The organism is Reyranella sp., assembly GCF_044224635.1.
Lineage (GTDB): Bacteria > Pseudomonadota > Alphaproteobacteria > Reyranellales > Reyranellaceae > Reyranella.
The window spans coordinates 22,140-41,921 of sequence record NZ_JBGAKA010000015.1; the positions used below are offsets into that span (position 1 = coordinate 22,140).

Sequence of the window (19,782 nt, forward strand, 5' to 3'; positions counted from 1 at the left end):
GCTACTCGCTCCTGAGCGTCGTCGGGCCGCCCTCGGGCGCGGATGTCTGACGATCAACCTGCGGTCCCGGCTTGGGTGTCTCGCCGCGACGAAATGCATCGAGCACCTTTTTCAAGGAAGCCTCGTCGAGGTCCTCGTAGAAATCGTCGTTGATCTGCACGACCGGCGCATTCACGCAGGCGCCCAGGCATTCGACCTCCTGGACGCTGAAGGTCTCGCCGTCCGCCGCGTGCTCGCACGCCTTCATGATCGCGTCCGAGCCGCGCAACCAGCACGGCGTCGTGGTGCAGACCTGCAGCAGGTGCTTTCCGCGCGGCCGCAATTGGAACATCGTGTAGAAGGTCGCGATCTCGTAGACGCGGATCGGCGCCATATCGAGGAGCTTCGCGACCTCGTTCATCGCCACGCGCGGCAGCCAACCCTGCTGGCGCTGCGCGAGGTCGAGCACGCCGATCACCGCACTGGCCTGCCGGCCGGGCGGATAGTTGGCCATCAGGGCTTGCGCCTTGGCGAGATTCTCCGGCGTGAAAGCGAAATGCGCGACCTGCGGCACGTCCTTGGGATCGGCGGTGACCATCGACATCGAAGCGTCTCCTACCGATCGATCTCGCCGAACACGATGTCGAGCGAGCCGATGTTGGCCGACATGTCGGCCAGTTGATGTCCCTTGGTCATCATGTCGAGAGCCTGCAGATGCGGGAAGCCGGGCGCGCGGATCTTGCAGCGATACGGCTTGTTGGTGCCGTCGGACACGAGATAGACGCCGAACTCGCCCTTGGGCGCCTCGACCGAGGTATAGGTCTCGCCGGCCGGCACCTTGTAGCCTTCGGTATAGAGCTTGAAATGATGGATCAGGGCCTCCATCGAGCCCTTCATCTCGCCGCGCCGTGGCGGGGAGATCTTGCGGTCGTCGATGCGAACGGGGCCTTCCACCTTGCGCAGGGCGGCCACGCACTGCTCCATGATGCGCGCGCTCTGGTACATCTCCTCGATCCGCACCAGGTAGCGGGCGAAGCAGTCACCGGTCTTGCCGACCGGGATGTCGAAATCCATGCGGTCATAGACGTCGTACGGTTGCGACTTGCGCAGATCCCAGGGAATGCCCGAGGCGCGGATCAGCGGCCCCGAAAAGCCCCAATCCAAGGCCTGCTGCTGGTCGACGACGCCGATGTCCACCGTGCGCATGCGGAAGATGCGATTCTCGTTCAGCAGCTTCTCGATGTCCTTGAGGAACGGGTAGAACTGCTTCAGCCACCCATCCATCGAATCGAGCATGCCGGCCGGCAGGTCCTGGTGGACGCCGCCGGGACGGAAGTACGCCGCATGCATGCGCGAGCCGCTCACGCCCTCGTAGTACTCCATCAGGAGCTCGCGCTGCTCGAAGCCCCACAAGGGCGGCGTCAGCGCGCCGACGTCCATGGCGAACGTCGTGACGTTCAGCAGGTGGTTGAGGATGCGGGTGATCTCGGCGAACAGCACGCGGATGTACTGGCCGCGCTCCGGCGCCGTGATGCCCAGCAGCTTCTCGACGGCGAGCGCGTAGGCATGCTCCTGGCTCATCGGCGAGACGTAGTCGAGCCGGTCGAAGTAGGGCACCGCCTGCAGGTAGCTCTTGTACTCGATCAGCTTCTCGGTGCCGCGATGGAGCAGGCCGATATGCGGATCGCAGCGCTCGACGATCTCGCCGTCCATCTCGACGACCAGGCGCAACACGCCGTGGGCCGCCGGATGCTGCGGCCCGAAATTCATCGTCAGAGTCTTGATCTCGACGTCGGACATGTCAGCTGGCCTTGCCCTTCTCCCCGGCCTTCTCGTCGCCCGGCAGGGGACGATGATCGCCCTCCCAGGGGCTCAGGAAGTCGAAGCGCCGGAACTCCTGGGTAAGCTTGACAGGCTCGTACACCACGCGCTTCTGAACGTCGTCCCAGCGCACCTCGACGAAGCCGGTCAGAGGGAAATCCTTGCGCATCGGATGTCCCTCGAAGCCGTAGTCGGTGAGGATGCGCCGCAGATCCGGGTGGTCGGAGAACCACACGCCGTAGAGGTCGTAGGTCTCGCGTTCGAACCAGCCTGCCGCGCTGTAGACCGGCGCAGCCGACGGCACCGGCGTCGCTTCGTCGGTCGCGACCTTGACGCGGATGCGCTGGTTGTTCTTGAGGCTGAGCAGGTTGTAGACGACGTCGAAGCGCTTCTCGCGTTCCGGCCAGTCGACGCCGCAAACGTCGACGAGCTGCTTGAACAGGCACTTGGGGTCGTCGCGCAGGAAGGTGAGCAAGCCGACGACCTTTTCCGGGGTCGTCTCTAGCATCAGCTCGCCGAGACGAACGTTCGAGGCGACGACCGCGCCAGCCGTGGCCTGGCTGATATGCTGGCCGAGCTCCTGAAGCGATACCGCCATCAGCGCACCAGTGTTCCCGTCCGGCGAACCTTCTTCTGGAGCTGCAGGACGCCATAGAGCAGCGCCTCGGCGGTCGGCGGACAGCCCGGCACATAGACATCGACCGGCACGATGCGATCACAGCCGCGCACCACCGAATAGCTGTAGTGATAGTAGCCGCCGCCGTTGGCGCACGAGCCCATCGAGATCACGTAGCGCGGCTCGGCCATCTGGTCGTAGACCTTGCGCAGCGCCGGCGCCATCTTGTTGGTGAGCGTGCCGGCGACGATCATGACGTCGGCCGAGCGCGGGCTCGGCATCGGCGCGAAGCCGAAGCGATCGAGATCGTAACGGCTCATCCAGCAATGGATCATCTCGACGCCGCAGCAGGCCAGGCCGAAGGTCAGGCCCCACATCGAGCCGGTGCGCGCCCAGGTGATCAGCTTGTCGAGCTGGGCGACGATGAAGCCCTTGTCGGCGAGCTCGTCGTTCAACGCGCGCGACAGCGCCGCTTCGGCAGCAGCGCTTGGTTTGGCTTGGGTGGTCACTCCCATTCCAGGGCTCCCTTGCGCCATTCGTAGATGAAGCCGACCGTCAGGACGGCCAGGAAGAGCATCATCGACCAGAAGCCGAACAGGCCGATATCCCCCAGCGCAACGGCCCATGGGAACAGAAAGGCCACCTCGAGGTCGAAAATAATGAACAGAATGGCGACCAGGTAGAAGCGTACATCGAACTGCCCACGGGCGTCATCGAAGGGCGCGAAGCCGCATTCGAACGGTGACAATTTCTCCGAATCGGGATTCTGCCGGGCCACCAGGTAAGAACCGCCGATCATGGCGCCCGTCAAGCCGAGTGCCAGGGCGAGGAAGATCAGGATCGGCAGGTATTCCCTGAGAAGATCTTCCATCGTCACCCCTTTTGCGCCCGATTTTTTGTTTGGGCGGCCAGCGTTGGGGCTGGCGCGAGCGACGGGACTCGAACCCGCGACCTCCGGCGTGACAGGCCGGCGTTCTAACCAACTGAACTACGCCCGCAATAGCCCCCAACGGCGCGCGAGAGATATAGGACCACGCGACGTTGCAGAAATGCCGACCTGTGCAGCTTTCTTCGCGTGCCTCCGATGCTACAAGCGCTTCTTCGCAAAGGCCCGGCCCGAAGCCGATTTGAGGTACTTCTCGAAAGCGAACGCTTGGCCTTCATCGGAAAATGCGATGTAGGTCTTGAGGCCGCAGGGTGCATACTTGGACGTATGGGAGACCTCGCCGGCATTGTGTTTCTTTAGCCGCGCTCGCAGGTCAACCGTCACGCCGACATAGTGACGTTCGGGCTTCTCAACACTCCGAAGGATATGGACGTAGTTCATAGGCGCGTCCCCGGCTTGCCGAGCCGTAGCTCGCTGGCCGCACAGCCCGCCTTCGCCCTGCGGGCTTCGGCGCGGCAGCCTACGCACGCTTCGCGAGCGCAGGCTGGTGGGCGATGACGGGATCGAACCGCCGACCTGTCCCGTGTAAAGGGAATGCTCTACCGCTGAGCTAATCGCCCGGAGCTGGTGGTAGCACAGGTTAAGTCGATGATGACAGGTGCTTCGCCCTAGTTGATCGCGTCCTTGAGCTGCTTGCTCGCCTTGAAGCGGGGGACGCTGGCGGCTGCAATCTTGATCTTCTCGCCGGTTCGCGGATTGCGCCCCTCCGCCGCCTTGCGCTTGGAGACCTGGAACGTCCCGAATCCGACCAGAAGAACTTTCTCTTTCTTTTTCAATGACTTGGTGATGACGGTCAGCATCGCATCAACGGCGCCGGCGGCGTCCGTCTTGGTGAGGTTGGTCGAGGCGGCGACGGCGGCGATCAAATCGTGCTTGTTCACGGGTCAACCCCAGCAAGGTCCGGCAGGTGGAAGTCTACGGGCGCCAGGAAAACGGCGTCAACCAACAATACCACATTTTGTATTCTTGCCGAGCACGAAGCCACATACATAGGGCCAAACATGACAAAGCCCCGGAGGTCTCCCTCCGGGGCTTCGCCTCAGCAGTTCCAGGGCGGGCTAATCTAGTGCGCCCGGACCTCGGCGCCTTCCGCCGGCTTGGCGGCCGTGACGGAGTCGAGGTCGTTGGGCCATTCGATGGCGACCAGCGGCTTGACCAGCGCGCGCGCCAGCACGTCGTCCACCGTCGACACCGGCACGATCTCGAGCCCCTTCTTCACGTTGTCGGGAATCTCAGGCAGGTCGCGCTCGTTCTCCTTGGGGATCAGCACGGTCTTGAGGCCGCCGCGCAGGGCCGCCAGCAGCTTCTCTTTGAGGCCGCCGATCGGCAGCACGCGGCCGCGCAGGCTGATCTCGCCGGTCATGGCGACTTCCTTGCGCACCGCGACGCCGGTCAGCGCCGATACGATCGAGGTGATCATGCCCACGCCGGCCGACGGGCCGTCCTTGGGCGTGGCGCCCTCGGGCACGTGGATGTGAATGTCGCGCTTCTCGAACAGCACCGGCTTGATGCCGAACGAATGGGCGCGCGAGCGGACATAGGCGTTGGCCGCCTGCACCGACTCCTGCATCACGTCGCCGAGCTTGCCGGTCACCGACATGCGGCCGCGGCCGGGCACCAGCACGGCTTCGATCTGCAGCAACTCGCCGCCGACCTCGGTCCACGCCAGGCCGGTCGTGATGCCGACCAGGTCCTCGAGCTCCGCCTCGCCGAAGCGGAAGCGGCGCACGCCGGCGTACTTGTCGAGGTTCTTGCGCGTCACCTTCACCTTGGTCGTCCCCTTCATGAGGATTTCCTTGGTGGCCTTGCGCGCCAGGTTGGCGATCTCGCGCTCGAGATTGCGCACGCCGGCCTCGCGCGTGTAGTAGCGCACGAGATCGCGCACGGCATCGTCGTGGATGTCGAGCTCGCCGTCCTTGAGGCCGTTGGCCTCGATCTGCTTGACGATCAGGTGCTTGCGCGCGATCGCCAGCTTCTCGTCCTCAGTGTAGCCCGCCAGACGGATGATCTCCATGCGGTCCATCAGCGGCTGCGCCATGCGCAGCGAGTTGGCCGTGGTGATAAACATCACGTTCGACAGGTCGTAGTCGACCTCGAGATAGTGGTCGTTGAAGGTCGAGTTCTGCTCCGGATCGAGGACCTCGAGCAGCGCCGACGACGGGTCGCCACGGAAATCGGCGCCGAGCTTGTCGATCTCGTCGAGCAGGAACAGCGGGTTCGACGACTTCACCTTCTTCATGCTCTGGATGACCTTGCCCGGCAGCGAGCCGATATAGGTCCGGCGATGGCCGCGGATCTCGGCCTCGTCACGCACGCCGCCCAGCGACATGCGGACGAAGTTGCGGCCCGTCGCCTTGGCGATCGACTTGCCGAGCGAGGTCTTGCCGACGCCCGGAGGACCGACCAGGCAGAGGATCGGGCCCTTCATCTTGTCGACGCGCTGCTGCACGGCGAGATACTCGAGGATGCGCTCCTTGACCTTCTCGAGGCCGTGATGATCGGCATTGAGAATGTCCTCGGCGTACTTCAGATCCTTGATGATCTTGGTCGGCTTGCGCCACGGGATCGACAGCAGCCAGTCGAGGTAGTTGCGCACCACCGTCGCCTCGGCCGACATCGGGCTCATGGTCCGGAGCTTCTTCAGCTCGGCATTGGCCTTCTCGCGCGCCTCCTTGCTGAGACGCGTCTTCTTGATGCGCTTCTCCATCTCGGAAAGCTCGTCGCGACCGTCCTCGGTCTCGCCAAGCTCCTTCTGGATCGCCTTCATCTGCTCGTTGAGATAGTACTCGCGCTGCGTCTTCTCCATTTGACGCTTGACGCGATTGCGGATCTTCTTCTCGACCTGCAGGACGCCGATCTCGCCCTCCATCAGGCCGAGAATGCGCTCAAGCCGCTTGGAGACCGAGTCGAGCTCGAGGAGTTGCTGCTTCTCGGCGACCTTGAGGGCCAGATGGGCCGAGATCGTGTCGGCGAGCTTGGCCGGCTCCTCGATCTTGTTGATCGAGACGACGACCTCGGGCGGCACTTTCTTGTTCAGCTTGACGTAGTTCTCGAACTCCGAGACGACCGTCCGCGCCGCCGCTTGCAGCTCGGCCTGTTCGCCGGCCACCTCTTCCATATCGACAGCATTGGCTTCAAAGAATTCGGCCTTGCCGGTGTAGCCGACGATCTTGACGCGCCGGCCACCCTCGACCAGCACCTTCACGGTGTCGTCGGGCAGCTTGAGGAGCTGCAGCACGGTGCCGAGCGTGCCGATGTCATAGATGTCGTTGGGGCCGGGATCGTCCTGGCTGGCGTTCTTCTGGGCGATCAGAAGGATTTGCTTATCGTCCTTCATGACCTCTTCCAGAGCCTTCACGCTCTTCTCGCGACCGACGAAGAGCGGAACAATCATGCCGGGGAAGACGACGATGTCACGCAGCGGCAGGACTGGATAGGTAGTGCCAAGAGTGGGGGCGTTCATGATGCCTCGCAACTTACGCTGTTAGAGCTACCCGAACTCCGGACCGCGATTCCCGTACGGGCAATTCACGGCCCGCAGGCTCGCGCACTCTTCACAGAAATTGGCCCGAACAGGGGGTAGTTCAAGACCTCTTCACCAAGCCGCCGGCGGCGGCTGCCACCGACGGCCTTTCAAAACTCATGCCGGCGCGGCCGCAATTCCTTCTTTGCGCTCACCGTGCACATAGAGCGGCTGCGCACGCCCTTCGATGACCTCGCGATTGATCACCACCTCCTCGACGCCGTCGAGCGACGGCAGGTCGTACATCGTGTCGAGCAAGACGGTTTCCATGATCGAACGCAGGCCACGCGCGCCCGTCTTGCGCAGGATGGCCTTCTGGGCGACAGCCCTGAGCGCGTCCTCGGAGAACTTGAGCTTCACGCTCTCCATGTCGAACAGGCGCTGGTACTGCTTCAGCAGTGCGTTCTTCGGCCGCGTCAGGATTTCGATCAGGGCGCCCTCGTCGAGATCCTCCAGCGTGGCGACAACCGGAAGACGACCGACGAACTCGGGGATCAGGCCGTACTTCAGCAGATCCTCCGGCTCGAGATCGCGCAGCACCTCGCCGGTGCGGCGATCGTCCGGCCCGCGCACCTCGGCTCCGAAGCCGATCGACGTGCCCTGCCGCCGCATGGCGATGATCTTGTCGAGGCCGGAGAAAGCACCGCCGCAAATGAACAGGATATTGGTCGTGTCGACCTGCAGGAACTCCTGCTGCGGATGCTTGCGGCCCCCCTGCGGCGGTACCGAAGCGATCGTGCCCTCCATGATCTTGAGCAGGGCCTGCTGGACGCCTTCGCCGGATACGTCGCGCGTGATCGACGGGTTGTCCGACTTGCGGCTTATCTTGTCGACCTCGTCGATATAGACGATGCCGCGCTGCGCCCGCTCGACATTGTAGTCGGCCGACTGCAGCAGCTTCAGGATGATGTTCTCGACGTCCTCGCCGACGTAGCCGGCCTCGGTGAGCGTCGTGGCGTCGGCCATGGTGAAGGGCACGTCGAGCATGCGCGCCAAGGTCTGCGCCAGCAACGTCTTGCCGCAGCCGGTCGGGCCGATCAGCATGATGTTCGACTTGGCGATCTCGACGTCGCTCGCCTTTCCACCGTGGCTCAGACGCTTGTAGTGATTGTGCACCGCAACGGCGAGGATTCGCTTGGCCTGGTCCTGGCCAATCACGTAGTCGTCGAGGATCTGGCGGATTTCCTTCGGCGACGGCACGCCGTCCTTGGACTTCACCAGGGTGGTCTTGTTCTCCTCCCGGATGATATCCATGCAGAGTTCGACGCATTCATCACAGATGAACACGGTCGGTCCGGCGATGAGCTTGCGGACTTCGTGCTGGCTCTTGCCGCAGAAGCTGCAATAGAGGGTATTGCGGGAATCGCCCCCGGACTTGGCGGCTGGCATGACGGTAACGCACCTCCGCTTGCGTGGCCCGCTCCGGCGGGCCCGCTCGCTGTTCTATGTTAAACTCGCCCCCCGGATCGCTACAACATCAAAATATGGTGTGTAGGCCGGTCAAAAAGAAACAATTGGTCGTGATTTCTCAGGAAGCCGCCGCCTGAATCGTCGGAGTGGGCCGCTTTTCGAGCACGTCGTCGATCAAGCCGAACTCCTTGGCTTCGGCCGGCGAGAAGAACTTGTCACGCTCCATGGCCCGCTCGATCTCCTCGATCGTGCGGCCGGTGTGGCTGACGTACATCTGGTTGAGCCGTGCCCGCGTCAGCAGGATCTCGCGGGCGTGGATCTCGATGTCGGTCGCCTGGCCCTGGGCGCCGCCCGACGGCTGGTGGATCATGATGCGTGCATTGGGCAGCGAGAAGCGCTTGCCCTTGGCGCCTGCCATCAGCAGCAGCGAACCGGCCGACGCCGCCTGGCCGAACACCAGGGTCGAGATCAGCGGGCGGATGTACTGCATGGTGTCGTACACCGCGAGGCCCGAGGTCACGACGCCGCCCGGCGAGTTGATATAGAAGGCGATGTCCTTGGTCGGGTTCTCGGCCTCGAGATAGAGCAGCTGGGCGCAGACCAGGCCGGCGACGTTGTCCTCGATCGGCCCATTGAGGAAGATGATCCGCTCCTTGAGCAGGCGCGACCAGATATCGTAGCCGCGCTCGCCGCGGGCCGACTGCTCGACGACCATCGGCACATAGTAGTTGTTGTAGACTTCCAGCGGATCGCGTTCGCGACTCATCGCGGGCCCCCTTGGTGACTGTACAATGAAAGTGGCAGCGCCGACGGTCCGGTTCAAGACCGCCGCCGACGCATCAATTCGCCGTTGCTTCTTTCGCGAGCCCCTCTTCCGCAGGCTTGTCCTCCTCGGCTTCACGGGCGGCCTTCACCAGTTCCTCCGGCGTAACCGACCTTTCGCCGACCTTGGCCAGCTCGAGTATGAAATCGACGGTCTTGTCCTCGAAAATCGGTGCCCGCAGCTGCTCCTTGAGCTCGGTGTTCTTGGCGTAGAATTCCATCACTTGGCGCTCCTGGCCGGGATAGCGCATGGCCTCGCGCACGACCGCCTGGTTCAGCTCCTCCGGCGTGACGTCGATGCCGTTCGACCGCCCGACGTCGGCCAGCAGCAGGCCCAGGCGGACCCGGCGCTCGGCGATGTCGCGGTACTCCTTGCGCATCTTCTCCTCGTCATCCTCGAGCTTCTGGCCACTCTTCTTGGCCTCCTCGATGCGCTGCCAGATGGCGTTGAACTCGCCTTCGACCAGTCCCTCGGGAACGGCGAACTTGTGCGCCTCGGCGAGCTTGTCGAGCAGCTGCCGCTTGATCATCGAGCGCGAGATGCGGGTGTAATCCTGGCCGATCCGGTCGGCGACCGCCTTGCGCATGGTGTCGAGGTTCTCGAAATTGTTGGCCTTGGCCAGCTCATCGTCGACCGGCCGGTCGACCAGCTCGCGGACCTCCTTGATCGTGCACTTGAAGACGGCGTCCTTGCCCGCCAGCTCGGCATTGCCGTAGTCGGCCGGGAACGTGACCTTGACCTCGACCACCTTGCCGACCTCGGCGCCGACCAGCTGGTCCTCGAAGCCCGGGATGAAGGACCCGGAGCCAATCTCGAGGATGTAGTCCTGGGCGGAGCCGCCCGGGAATTCCACGCCGTCGACCGAGCCCACGAAATCGATCTTGAGGGCATCGCCCTTCTGCGCCGGCCGCGGCGGCTCGACCGGCTTCTGCTCGCGATTGGCCTTGGCGATCCGGTTGACCGCTTCCTCGACATCGCTGTCGGGCACAACGGCCTTCAGCCGCTCGAGCGCAACTTCGGAGAAATCGAGCTTGCCGATCTCGGGAAGGACCTCGATCGCGACCTCGAACTCGACGTCCTTGCCCTCTTCGAGCTGCTTCAGGTCGATGCGGGGCTGCAGCGCGGGCTTCAGCCCGCGATCCTCGATCGCCTTGGCCGTGCTCGTATTGACCGCCTGCTCGAGCGCCTCGCCGAACAGCGCCTGGCCATACTGCTTCTTCAGGAGCCCGACCGGCACCTTGCCCTGGCGGAAACCCGGCATCTGGGCGGTCTTCGCCATGTCGGCCAGGCGAGAATCGACCTGGGCCGCCAAGTCGCCGGCAGGAACCACGATCTTGAATTGCCGCTTCAAGCCTTCGGCCGGGAGTTCCGTCACTTGCATCGTCACACTTCCATTTCTGTATTGGTGCGGGCGGAACGGCTTGTTCACTCGGGCACCCGCCAACCTTGGTGCCAGTGCCTTCCCACGCCCAAAATCGCAGCGTGCTCTAGACCGAACTGGCGTCCAGACACAAGGGTCATGCTCGCGGAGTACGTCAACCTAAAGCAGACAAAGGGGCGCAGACATGGCTACGGGTCCCGCAGCTCCAAGCGTACCTCCGCCCGATCCAGACGTTCATGAACTCGTTGGAGCATCTGCAACATCAAGCCCTGTCCTTGCTTGAGCCGAGAAAGCCTTGCGCCATGTTCGTGGGCAAAAAGCCTTCGGAATCAGTTATTTGGATCCTCTGGTGCGGGCGGAGGGGCTCGAACCCCCACGCCTTGCGGCACGAGAACCTAAATCTCGCGTGTCTGCCAATTCCACCACGCCCGCCCAATGAGAGGCCCTCTTGTCGGTCTCTCGGGCCAGCGCCGGCGAACCGCGCCGCGAGGGCCGAATCGCGGGCCTCTTAGCTTGTGCCCGGCGAGCGGTCAATTGATCGCAAGCGCCGCGTGCAAAGCATCGGGCAAGTGCGCGATCAGGTCCTCGGCGATCAGGCCGCGCCGGCCGAACCGAAAGCCACTCTCGCCATGCAACCACGCGGCCGCCGCCGCTGCCGCCAGAGGCGACAGGTTCTGCGCCATCAAGGCGCCGGCGATGCCGGCCAGCACATCGCCCGAGCCGGCCGTCGCCAGGCTGGCGGGAGCGTGGACGTTGATAACGGCCCGACCATCGGGGGCCGCAATCACCGTATTGGGTCCCTTCAACAGCATCGTCGCGCCGCTGCGCGCCGCTGCCTGTCGCGCCCGCTCGACCTTGTCCGGCAGGTCGGCCAGGTCGGCGAACAACCGGCGGAATTCGCCTTCGTGCGGCGTCATCAGGGCTGGACCGGCAATGGCCTCGAACAACCGCCCCGGTGCGTCGGCGAAGGCGGTGATGGCGTCGGCGTCGAGCACCACCGCACGTCGCAGGGCGAGGGCTGACAGGCAGGCCGCTCGCGTCCGGTCGTCGACGCCGGACCCCGGGCCCAGCAGCACGGCATTGCGCCGCGGGTCGCCGAGCAGCTTGCCGAACGCGGCGCTCTCCTCGCTCTCGACGATCAGATTGCCTGGTTCGGCCGCCTGGTAGACCGGCATTGCCGAACGCGGGGCGGCAATGGTGACGAGTCCCGCGCCGGCACGGCGGGCGGCCAGCGCGGCAAGGCGGGCCGCACCGGTCGCCGCAGCGCCGCCCAGGATGGTGAGATGACCGCGGGCGAATTTGTGATCCGCCAATCCGTCGCGCTCGAGCGATGGCCGCCACAAGGACGGCCCATTCAGCCAGAGCCGCGGCGCGATGGCGTCGAGCACCGCCGCGGGGATGCCGATATCGACCAGGTGCAGCGAGCCGCAGCGCCGCAACCCTTCGACCGCGTAGTGGCCGGGCTTGCCCCGGAAGAAGGTTACCGTGCGCTCGGCTAAGAGCGCCCGACCCATCACCTGCCCACTGTCGCCATACAGGCCGCTCGGCACGTCGACGGCGATGACGGCGAGCCCTTCGGCATTGATGCGGTCGATGACCTCGCCGGCGAGTCCCTCGATGGGTCGCGACAAGCCGGCACCGAACAGGGCATCGACGACCAGCGGACGGCCTTCCAGCAAGGCTGGCGAGAGCGCCTCCACAGGGCCCTTCCAGCCCTGTGCTGCCCAGGCCGCGTCCCCTCTCAAGGCCTCACGCGGCCCGAGCAACGCCAGCCGAACCGGCCAGCCTGCTTCCTGCAGGTGACGAGCGGCGACAAACCCGTCGCCACCGTTGTTGCCCGGCCCGCACAGCACTGCGAGCGGACGGCGACGATGGTGAGTCGCAACCGCGGCCGCGACCGCCCGTCCGGCGGCCTCCATGAGCTGCGTGCCCGGAATGCCCCGCGCAATGGCGCCAGCGTCGGCCTCGGCCATCTCGGCGCATCGCAGCAGGACGAGATCGTTGCTGGCGCTAAGGTCGCGCACGGGGCTTCCGCGCTTCAGGAGTGACGACGCGGGAGCGACTGGGGCGGCCGACCGGACTTGAACCGGCGACATCCAGAATCACAATCTGGCGCTCTAACCACCTGAGCTACGGCCGCCATCACAGGTCGCTCCCGACGACGGGCGCTTTCCTACGCTTGGCCAGCCGGAGCGTCAAGAAACCGGCGGGGTCGGCGGCAGCAGCCGGTCGATGGCCTTGGTCCAGACCTCGCAGGCCTCGGCGAACGACAGCCCATGGTCCTCGCGCATGCGCGCCCAGCTTTCGAAATCGATCAGGGACTCGAGCACGACCAGGAGACGCCGCTGACGCTCCTCGGAAAGAGTCGACAGCTCGGGGCGATACATTATCTCGATGCGCTTGATGATTGCCTGCCGCGCCAGCAGCACCCGGGTGTTCAGCTCCAGCGACTCGCCTTTGTTGACCATCATGGCGCGCCACAAGGGCAGCCACGCCTCGCAGATCGCCCCGCGCCTCTCGATGTGGTTCTTCAAGCGGGTCGCCCGATCGCCCTCCGTGTCGGCACCGGTGGCCAGCGTCGCTGCCTGCAGGAAGGTGTGATCTGTCGCTGCGACCCTGAGTTCGTGCAGGTCGCTGAAGCGTTCGAACACCGAGCGCACGGAGACCCCCGCCCGCTCGGCGATCTGCGCTGCCGTCGGGATTCTGGGGTCCTTGCGCAGCAGATCAATATACGCCTCCACGATCAGCTGCTTGGTGCGCGCACTGCGCAGGCGACGACCGTCGATCCGGGCGGACTTGGGGTTCTGCTTCGAGGTCAATGAACTATACGGTCGACTGCTGCCGGTAACCGCTTCGACACCATCGGCCGGCGATGGACCGGGCCAGATCAAGCCTGTGATGCCGGAGCAGGATTACCGCCAGCGCGGGAAGGCAAATCCTACTTGGAACGAAGCGGCGGCGCCACAGTTTCCGATGCATACCTTAGTCAGAAGCTCCCGGGTCGGAAGCTCCCGGCGTCGGCGGCAGGAGACGATCGATGGCTTCGATCCAGACCGAGCAGGCTTCCTCGATCGACAACCCATGCTGGTCGCGCATGCGCGCCCAGCTCTCGTGGTCGGTGATCGCCTCCAGCGCGATCAGCAAGTGCTCACGCTCGCGGTCCGAAAGGGTCGCGAGCTCCGGCCGATACATCACCCTGAAGCGATCGACGGTACGTTCCCGGGCGAGGCGAACACGCTGGCGCAACTCGGCGTCTTCCGGTGCGCTGAACACGAGCACGCGCCACAAGGCGGTGCCACGCTCGCAGGTTCCTGCCCGCGTTTCGACCTGGGAGCGGATCCGGGCCTCGCGGTCGCCATCGACATTGCGCGCCGGCGCGAGCGCTGCGGCCTGTGCGAGGCTGTAGTCGGCCGCGGCCACCCGCAACTTGCTAAGATCGGGGAAGCGCTCGAAGATCGAGCGGACGGAGTAGCCGGCGCGCTCCGCGATCTGCGCCGCGGTCGGCATCTGCACCACCGGCTTTTCGCGCACGAGAGCCAGATAGGCTTCGATTATGAGCTGCTTCGTCCGCTCGCTGCGCAGGCGACGACCGTCGATGCGGGTCGGCCGGGGCGGCGACGCCGAACGCCCCGAGGCGTCGTTGGAATCTAGGTCAGCTGTACCCTTTGCCACCGATACCACCGCTTTGGTTGCCACCGATCCGACCGCCTTGGCGTGACCAGGTCACCGAATTTGGCAATCACACTGCAGCAAGTATAGGCGCTCGCCCGTACAAGCCAAGCCATCCCGCACCAGTTCGGATCGCCCTCACGCTTCGGTTCGATATCTTACCGGCGGAAGTGCCGTTGCAACCGATCGATCGCGTCGTCCAGCGTCGCATCGTGCTTGCAGAAGCAGAACCGCGCGAAATGACGGGGCGCCCTGCCCGGCTGATCGTAGAAGGCGCTGACCGGCACCGCCGTGACCCCAGCCTCGATGGTGATGTGGCGGCAGAAATCCTCATCGGTGCCGTTGAACCCCAGCGGGCGGAAATCCGTGGTGACGAAGTAGGTGCCACGGGCGGGCAGCACGTCGAAGCCGATCTGCCGCAAGGCGCCGTCCAGGCGGTCGCGCTTCGCCTGCATGTCGCGCGCCAGGGTCGAGAAATAGTCGTCGCCCAGGCGCAACCCGACGGCGGCCCCCCATTGCAGGTTCGGCGGTGTCGTGAAGGTCATGAACTGGTGAGTCTTGGCGATCGGCCGCATGAGGTCGGGGGCCGCGGTGACGTAGCCGACCTTCCAGCCGGTCAGGCTGAAGCTCTTGCCGGCCGACCCGATGCGGACGCTCCGCTCCCGCATTCCCGGCAGGCCCATGATCGATACGTGCTCGCGGTCGTCGAAGACGATGTGCTCGTAGACCTCGTCGCACACCGCGTAGGCATCGTGCTCCACGCAGAGCCCGGCAATGAGCTCGAGTTCCTCGCGATCGAACACCTTGGAACAGGGGTTCATCGGCGTGTTGAACAGGATCAGCTTGGTCCGCCCGCTGAACGCCGCCGCCAGTTCGTCGCGTGGCAGCCGCCAAGTCGGCGGCTCAAGCCGCACCAGCTTAGGAACACCGCCTGCCCGGCGCACGATCGGAAGGTAGGAATCATACAGCGGCTCGATCAGCACGACCTCGTCGCCCGGCTCGATCAAGCCGAACAGGCAGTCGCCCAAGGCCTCGGTTGCCCCCGATGTCACCATCACCTCGGATTGCCAGTCGACGTCGAGGCCCTGGAAGCGCCTGGCGTGATCGGCGACCGCCTGGCGCAGCTCCGGGATGCCCATCATCGGCGGGTACTGGTTGTGTCCTTCCATCAGGTATTCGGCGGCGGCAGCCCGGACGGCCTGGGGTCCCTTGTCGTCGGGAAAGCCCTGTCCGAGGTTGACCGATCGATGCTCGCGGGCGAGCGCCGACATCACCTCGAATACGGTGGTGCCGAGGGCGGTCATCGTTGAGTTGGCCAGCTTCATGCGTCGATCTCGATTGACTTATTTATGGGCAACATTGTGAATGTTATTTGACCAACTGGTTCATTTTTCGACCACTCGACTCACCGTTCCACTTCCCAAGAGTGTGGATAACTCTGGCATGAAAGCTGCTTGCCGCAGGATGTACGACGACTGCCACCACGGCAGCGCCTGAGTTTGCGTGCGAAAGTGCCGGAAGGAAATGAAGAAGATCGAAGCCATCATCAAGCCCTTCAAGCTCGACGAGGTGAAGGATGCCCTGAACCAGATCGGCCTCAAGGGCATCACCGTTCTCGAGGCCAAGGGCTTCGGCCGCCAGAAGGGTCACACCGAGCTCTATCGTGGCGCCGAGTATGTCGTGGACTTCCTGCCCAAGGTGAAGATCGAGCTCGTCATCGAGGATGACATGGTCGAGAAGGCGGTCGAGGCCATCCGCAGCTCGGCGCACACCGGCCGCATCGGCGACGGCAAGATCTTCGTGTCGCACATCGACGACGCAATTCGAATTCGTACTGGCGAGCGCGGAGACGCAGCCGTATGAGACCTCGGCCTTTTTGGGGGCATGAGGACGGTAACCACAAGAGAGGGAAGTACGACAGATGGATGCCAAGCAAGTTCTCGCGCTGATCAAGGAGAAGGACGTCAAGTTCGTCGACTTCCGCTTCACCGACCCGCGCGGCAAGTGGCAGCACACCGCGCGCATGGCGTCGGCCACCGACGAGGGCACCTTCGAGGATGGCGTGATGTTCGACGGCTCCTCGATCGCCGGCTGGAAGGCGATCAACGAGTCGGACATGATCCTGATGCCCGACCCCTCGACCGCGGTCCTCGATCCGTTCGCCGCCCAGACGACCCTGATCGTGAGCTGCGACGTGGTCGAGCCCTCGACCGGCCAGCTCTATGCCCGCTGCCCGCGCTCGACGGCCAAGCGCGCCGAGGCCTTCATGAAGTCCTCCGGCATCGGCGATACCGCCGTGTTCGGCCCCGAGCTCGAATTCTTCGTGTTCGACGACGTCCGTTTCGACGTCCAGATGCAGGGCAGCTTCTATCGGCTGACCTCGAGCGAATCGCCGTGGAACAGCGGCGCCGAGTTCGACGGCGGCAACATGGCCCATCGTCCCGGCGTCAAGGGCGGCTACTTCCCGGTGCAGCCGGTCGATTCGATGAACGATCTGCGTGCCGAGATGATGTCGGTCTGCACCGACATGGGCCTGGTCATGGAGATCCACCATCACGAGGTGGCGCCCAGCCAGAACGAGCTCGGCTTCCGTTTCGACACGCTGGTGAAGACCGCCGACAACGTGCAGAAGTACAAGTACACGCTGCACAACGTCGCCCACAGCTACGGCAAGACCCTGACCTTCATGCCGAAGCCGCTCTATGGCGACAACGGCTCGGGCATGCATACCCACCAGTCGATCTGGAAGGACAACAAGCCACTGTTCGCAGGCTCCGGCTACGCCGACCTGTCGGAGACGGCTCTGTACTACATCGGCGGCATCATCAAGCACGCCAAGGCGCTCAACGCCTTCTGCAACGCCAGCACCAACTCCTACAAGCGCGTCATCCCGGGCTTCGAGGCGCCGGTGCTGCTGGCCTACTCCTCGCGCAACCGCTCGGCTTCGTGCCGCATCCCCTACTCGGCCTCGCCCAAGGGCAAGCGCGTCGAGGTCCGTTTCCCCGACCCGTCGGCCAACCCGTATCTCGCCTTCGCGGCGATGCTGATGGCCGGCATCGACGGCATCCAGAACAAGATCCATCCAGGCGATCCGATGGACAAGAACCTCTACGACCTGCCGCCGGAGGAGCTCTCCAAGGTCCCGACGGTCGCGGGCTCGCTGCGCGAGGCGCTGAACTCCCTCGACGCCGACCGCACCTTCCTGACCAAGGGCGGCGTGTTCACCGACGATCAGATCGACGCCTACATGGAGCTCAAGTGGGAAGAGGTCTACAACTGGGAGCACCAGCCGGCGCCGATCGAGTACAAGATGTACTACAGCATCTGAGCATCGCCGGAAGATCATCGCCAAGGGGGCCTTCGGGCCCCCTTTTCCTATCTGGCCGGGGCACCTCCCCGGCAAAGCCGGGGAGGAATCTGAATGCGAAAGCGGGCCCTTCTGCTTTTGGCCTGTGCGTGCAAGTCTCCGCCGATCCGCTAACAAGAGGACGAGCGCGATGTCAGGCTGGATGGACGAGGCGATGAAGGAGCTCAAGCCCTGGATCGGGCGCGTGCGCATCGTCGAGGACGATGTCGGCCTCATGGCCGTGCGGCGCGCCGCCAGCACTTTCAATCTCGATCCGGCAAGCTTCGAGCGCGGCACCGAGCTGCCGCCGCACTGGTTCACGCTGTTCTTCGCCGAGACCATCGTGCAGAGCGAGCTGGGTCCCGACGGCCATCCCAACAAGGGCATCGTGCTGCCGCCGATCCCGATGCCGCGCCGCATGGGTGCGGGACGCCGGGTCACGGTCAAGGGCCGCCTGCGCGCTGGCGAGCCCGCGGTCAAGAAGGCCGAGGTCGCCAATATCGTCCCCAAGAGCGGCCGCTCGGGCGACATCTTCATTCTCACCATGCGTCACACGATCGAGCAGCACGGCAAGGTGATCGCCATCGACGAGAACGATGCCATCTATCGCCCGGCGGTGCCGCCCGGCCAGAAGACCACGGCCACGGTCGCGACTCAGGCGCGCACCGATCACGCCTGGAGCGACAAGACCAACGTCACCAACACGCTCAACTTCCGCTTCTCGTCGCTCACCTGGAACGCCCACCGCATCCACTACGACGGCGACTACACGCGCAGCGAGGAAGGCTATCCGGCGCTGGTCTCGAACGGCGGCCTGTCCATGCATCTCATGACCGACGCCGCACTGCGCCACGGCCGGGGAACGCTGACCAACTACACGACCCGGCTGGTCCATCCGATCTGGGTTGGCGACCTGATCGACGTGCGCGGCCGCGAGCAGGAGGACGGCCGCCTCTCGATCTGGGCGGCCGACAAGAACGGCGTGCTGTGCGGCGAGATGGATCTGGAGTTCGCATCGTGAGCGACGGCCCTCTCTCCGGCGTGCGCATCATCGACCTGACGACGGTCGTCGTCGGGCCGATCTGCACGCGCACCTTGGCCGACTATGGCGCCGACGTCGTCAAGATCGAGGCGCCGGGCGGCGACCTGCTGCGCACCATGGCGCAAGGCAGCCGCAATCCCGGCATGTCCGGCAAGTTCATCAACTTCAACCGCAACAAGCGCTCGATCGTGCTCGACTTCAAGAAGCCCGCGGCGCTCGAGGCCGTGCACCGCCTGATCGGCGGCGCCGACGTGTTCGTGAGCAACGTGCGGCCGGAGGGGTTGGCGCGCGCCGGCCTCGACTACGCCAGCCTGGCGCCGAGGAACCCGCGGCTGATCCACTGCTCGATCCTGGCCTTCGGGCGCGGCGGCCGTTACTACAACCGGCCTGCGTACGACCCGATCGTGCAGAGCCTGTCGGGAGTCGCCGGCACGCTGGCGCGGGCGACCGGCGAGCCGCGCTTCGTGCCCATGGTGATGAGCGATCACACGTCAGGCCTGATCGCCGCCCAGTGCATCGGCTTCGCTCTTTACCGCCGCGAGAAGACCGGTCGCGGCGAGGCAATCGACGTGCCGATGCTGGAGAACATGGCGTCGTTCGTGTCGAGCGAGCATATGGGCGCCATGACCTTCGACCCGCCGGTCGGCCCAAGCGGGGACGGCCGCCTGCTCAGTCCCGACTACCGGCCGCTGCCGACCAGGGACGGCTACATCACGGTCGGTCCCAACACCAATCCGCAGGCCTTCGCCTTCTTCGACGCGATCGGCCGGCCCGAGCTCAAGACCGACCCGCGCTTCGACACGCCGGGCCACCGCACCGTCAACGCCGCCGCCTACTTCGAGGTGCGCAAGGAAGGCCTCGCCCAGAAGACCACGGCGGAGTGGCTGGAGATTTTCGACAAGCTCGATGTGCCGGCCGCCCGCTACAACTCGATCGACGATCTCCTGAGCGACCCGCATCTTGCCGATGTCGGCTTCTTCCAGCCGGAGGATCATCCGAGTGAAGGCCGCATCCGCCGCACCCGGCGCGCCAACATCTTCTCCGGCGGGGAGCGCCAGCACGAGCGCCACGCCCCGCGGCTCGGCGAGAACACCCGCGAGATATTGAAGGAAGCCGGCTACGGCGAGGCCGACATCGACGGCATGCTGGCCTCGGGGGCGGCCCGATAGCTCTTCTCCCGCCCACGAAGTGAAGAGGCGTCGGCGCCTTACGCCGCAGCAGGGGTC

Annotated in this window: 19 protein-coding genes and 4 tRNA genes; 4 read left to right on the forward strand and 19 right to left on the reverse strand. The window is 64.8% G+C overall.

Annotation, left to right across the window (positions count from 1 at the left end):
* Window position 1: 1 nt before the first annotated feature.
* The 19 genes from nuoE to ACILR9_RS15355 form a co-directional block, all read right to left on the reverse strand.
* Window positions 2-583: an NADH-quinone oxidoreductase subunit NuoE gene (gene nuoE, locus ACILR9_RS15265; protein ID WP_395710799.1), complete on the reverse strand. Its 582-nt coding sequence runs from the start codon at window positions 581-583 to the stop codon at window positions 2-4.
* An 11-nt stretch (window positions 584-594) separates the two neighbouring features.
* Window positions 595-1,779, reverse strand: a complete 1,185-nt coding sequence (locus ACILR9_RS15270; RefSeq protein ID WP_395710800.1) for an NADH-quinone oxidoreductase subunit D — start codon at window positions 1,777-1,779, stop codon at window positions 595-597.
* Window position 1,780: 1 nt separating this feature from the next.
* A complete protein-coding gene (locus ACILR9_RS15275; protein ID WP_395710801.1) occupies window positions 1,781-2,398 on the reverse strand; it encodes an NADH-quinone oxidoreductase subunit C in 618 nt (205 codons plus the stop codon).
* A complete protein-coding gene (locus ACILR9_RS15280) occupies window positions 2,398-2,931 on the reverse strand; it encodes a NuoB/complex I 20 kDa subunit family protein (protein ID WP_395710802.1) in 534 nt (177 codons plus the stop codon). Before ACILR9_RS15280 ends, ACILR9_RS15275 begins: the two co-directional genes overlap by 1 nt.
* Window positions 2,922-3,287, reverse strand: a complete 366-nt coding sequence (locus ACILR9_RS15285) for an NADH-quinone oxidoreductase subunit A (protein WP_395710803.1) — start codon at window positions 3,285-3,287, stop codon at window positions 2,922-2,924. Before ACILR9_RS15285 ends, ACILR9_RS15280 begins: the two co-directional genes overlap by 10 nt.
* 50 nt (window positions 3,288-3,337) lie before the next feature.
* Window positions 3,338-3,414 (reverse strand) — tRNA-Asp (locus ACILR9_RS15290).
* Window positions 3,415-3,503: 89 nt separating this feature from the next.
* Complete coding sequence (locus ACILR9_RS15295) at window positions 3,504-3,743, reverse strand: GIY-YIG nuclease family protein (protein WP_395710804.1); 240 nt, start codon at window positions 3,741-3,743, stop codon at window positions 3,504-3,506.
* 104 nt (window positions 3,744-3,847) lie between these two features.
* A tRNA-Val gene (locus tag ACILR9_RS15300) sits at window positions 3,848-3,922 on the reverse strand.
* Between the two features lie 48 nt (window positions 3,923-3,970).
* Window positions 3,971-4,243 (reverse strand): HU family DNA-binding protein, encoded by a 273-nt coding sequence (locus ACILR9_RS15305; RefSeq protein ID WP_395710805.1) that lies wholly within the window; start codon window positions 4,241-4,243, stop codon window positions 3,971-3,973.
* 182 nt (window positions 4,244-4,425) lie between these two features.
* Window positions 4,426-6,825: an endopeptidase La gene (lon, locus tag ACILR9_RS15310; protein WP_395710806.1), complete on the reverse strand. Its 2,400-nt coding sequence runs from the start codon at window positions 6,823-6,825 to the stop codon at window positions 4,426-4,428.
* Window positions 6,826-7,002: 177 nt separating this feature from the next.
* Window positions 7,003-8,274: an ATP-dependent Clp protease ATP-binding subunit ClpX gene (clpX, locus tag ACILR9_RS15315; protein WP_395710807.1), complete on the reverse strand. Its 1,272-nt coding sequence runs from the start codon at window positions 8,272-8,274 to the stop codon at window positions 7,003-7,005.
* Between the two features lie 139 nt (window positions 8,275-8,413).
* Window positions 8,414-9,061: an ATP-dependent Clp protease proteolytic subunit gene (locus ACILR9_RS15320; protein ID WP_395710808.1), complete on the reverse strand. Its 648-nt coding sequence runs from the start codon at window positions 9,059-9,061 to the stop codon at window positions 8,414-8,416.
* 73 nt (window positions 9,062-9,134) lie between these two features.
* A complete protein-coding gene (tig, locus tag ACILR9_RS15325) occupies window positions 9,135-10,499 on the reverse strand; it encodes a trigger factor (RefSeq protein WP_395710809.1) in 1,365 nt (454 codons plus the stop codon).
* Between the two features lie 347 nt (window positions 10,500-10,846).
* Window positions 10,847-10,931 (reverse strand) — tRNA-Leu (locus ACILR9_RS15330).
* A gap of 98 nt (window positions 10,932-11,029) precedes the next feature.
* Entirely contained in the window at window positions 11,030-12,472 is a 1,443-nt protein-coding gene (locus ACILR9_RS15335; protein ID WP_395710910.1) for an NAD(P)H-hydrate dehydratase, read from the reverse strand.
* Between the two features lie 90 nt (window positions 12,473-12,562).
* Window positions 12,563-12,639: transfer RNA gene (locus ACILR9_RS15340), tRNA-His, on the reverse strand.
* A 55-nt stretch (window positions 12,640-12,694) separates the two neighbouring features.
* Complete coding sequence (locus ACILR9_RS15345; RefSeq protein WP_395710810.1) at window positions 12,695-13,318, reverse strand: TetR/AcrR family transcriptional regulator; 624 nt, start codon at window positions 13,316-13,318, stop codon at window positions 12,695-12,697.
* 163 nt (window positions 13,319-13,481) lie between these two features.
* Window positions 13,482-14,195 carry a TetR/AcrR family transcriptional regulator gene (locus ACILR9_RS15350; RefSeq protein WP_395710811.1) on the reverse strand — a complete coding sequence of 238 codons (714 nt, stop codon included), beginning with the start codon at window positions 14,193-14,195 and terminating at the stop codon, window positions 13,482-13,484.
* A 131-nt stretch (window positions 14,196-14,326) separates the two neighbouring features.
* Window positions 14,327-15,493 (reverse strand): aminotransferase, encoded by a 1,167-nt coding sequence (locus tag ACILR9_RS15355; RefSeq protein WP_395710812.1) that lies wholly within the window; start codon window positions 15,491-15,493, stop codon window positions 14,327-14,329.
* Window positions 15,494-15,692: 199 nt separating this feature from the next.
* Between ACILR9_RS15355 and ACILR9_RS15360 the strand changes: the two genes are divergently transcribed.
* From ACILR9_RS15360 to ACILR9_RS15375, 4 genes are all read left to right on the forward strand, one after another.
* Window positions 15,693-16,031, forward strand: coding sequence for a P-II family nitrogen regulator (locus tag ACILR9_RS15360; protein ID WP_395710813.1), 339 nt, complete (start codon window positions 15,693-15,695; stop codon window positions 16,029-16,031).
* Between the two features lie 58 nt (window positions 16,032-16,089).
* Complete coding sequence (glnA, locus tag ACILR9_RS15365) at window positions 16,090-17,496, forward strand: type I glutamate--ammonia ligase (protein WP_395710814.1); 1,407 nt, start codon at window positions 16,090-16,092, stop codon at window positions 17,494-17,496.
* Between the two features lie 169 nt (window positions 17,497-17,665).
* Window positions 17,666-18,535 carry a hypothetical protein gene (locus ACILR9_RS15370; RefSeq protein ID WP_395710815.1) on the forward strand — a complete coding sequence of 290 codons (870 nt, stop codon included), beginning with the start codon at window positions 17,666-17,668 and terminating at the stop codon, window positions 18,533-18,535.
* Entirely contained in the window at window positions 18,532-19,725 is a 1,194-nt protein-coding gene (locus tag ACILR9_RS15375) for a CaiB/BaiF CoA transferase family protein (RefSeq protein WP_395710816.1), read from the forward strand. Before ACILR9_RS15370 ends, ACILR9_RS15375 begins: the two co-directional genes overlap by 4 nt.
* Window positions 19,726-19,782: the final 57 nt, after the last annotated feature.

Bases quoted from the DNA above. Each gene is read 5' to 3' on its own strand.
- nuoE (WP_395710799.1), bottom strand. From the start codon at position 583: ATGTCGATGGTCACCGCCGATCCCAAGGACGTGCCGCAGGTCGCGCAT.
- ACILR9_RS15270 (WP_395710800.1), bottom strand. From the start codon at position 1,779: ATGTCCGACGTCGAGATCAAGACTCTGACGATGAATTTCGGGCCGCAG.
- ACILR9_RS15275 (WP_395710801.1), bottom strand. From the start codon at position 2,398: ATGGCGGTATCGCTTCAGGAGCTCGGCCAGCATATCAGCCAGGCCACG.
- ACILR9_RS15280 (WP_395710802.1), bottom strand. From the start codon at position 2,931: ATGGGAGTGACCACCCAAGCCAAACCAAGCGCTGCTGCCGAAGCGGCG.
- ACILR9_RS15285 (WP_395710803.1), bottom strand. From the start codon at position 3,287: ATGGAAGATCTTCTCAGGGAATACCTGCCGATCCTGATCTTCCTCGCC.
- ACILR9_RS15295 (WP_395710804.1), bottom strand. From the start codon at position 3,743: ATGAACTACGTCCATATCCTTCGGAGTGTTGAGAAGCCCGAACGTCAC.
- lon (WP_395710806.1), bottom strand. From the start codon at position 6,825: ATGAACGCCCCCACTCTTGGCACTACCTATCCAGTCCTGCCGCTGCGT.
- clpX (WP_395710807.1), bottom strand. From the start codon at position 8,274: ATGCCAGCCGCCAAGTCCGGGGGCGATTCCCGCAATACCCTCTATTGC.
- ACILR9_RS15320 (WP_395710808.1), bottom strand. From the start codon at position 9,061: ATGAGTCGCGAACGCGATCCGCTGGAAGTCTACAACAACTACTATGTG.
- tig (WP_395710809.1), bottom strand. From the start codon at position 10,499: ATGCAAGTGACGGAACTCCCGGCCGAAGGCTTGAAGCGGCAATTCAAG.
- ACILR9_RS15335 (WP_395710910.1), bottom strand. From the start codon at position 12,472: ATGGCCGAGGCCGACGCTGGCGCCATTGCGCGGGGCATTCCGGGCACG.
- ACILR9_RS15355 (WP_395710812.1), bottom strand. From the start codon at position 15,493: ATGAAGCTGGCCAACTCAACGATGACCGCCCTCGGCACCACCGTATTC.
- ACILR9_RS15360 (WP_395710813.1), top strand. From the start codon at position 15,693: ATGAAGAAGATCGAAGCCATCATCAAGCCCTTCAAGCTCGACGAGGTG.
- glnA (WP_395710814.1), top strand. From the start codon at position 16,090: ATGGATGCCAAGCAAGTTCTCGCGCTGATCAAGGAGAAGGACGTCAAG.
- ACILR9_RS15370 (WP_395710815.1), top strand. From the start codon at position 17,666: ATGTCAGGCTGGATGGACGAGGCGATGAAGGAGCTCAAGCCCTGGATC.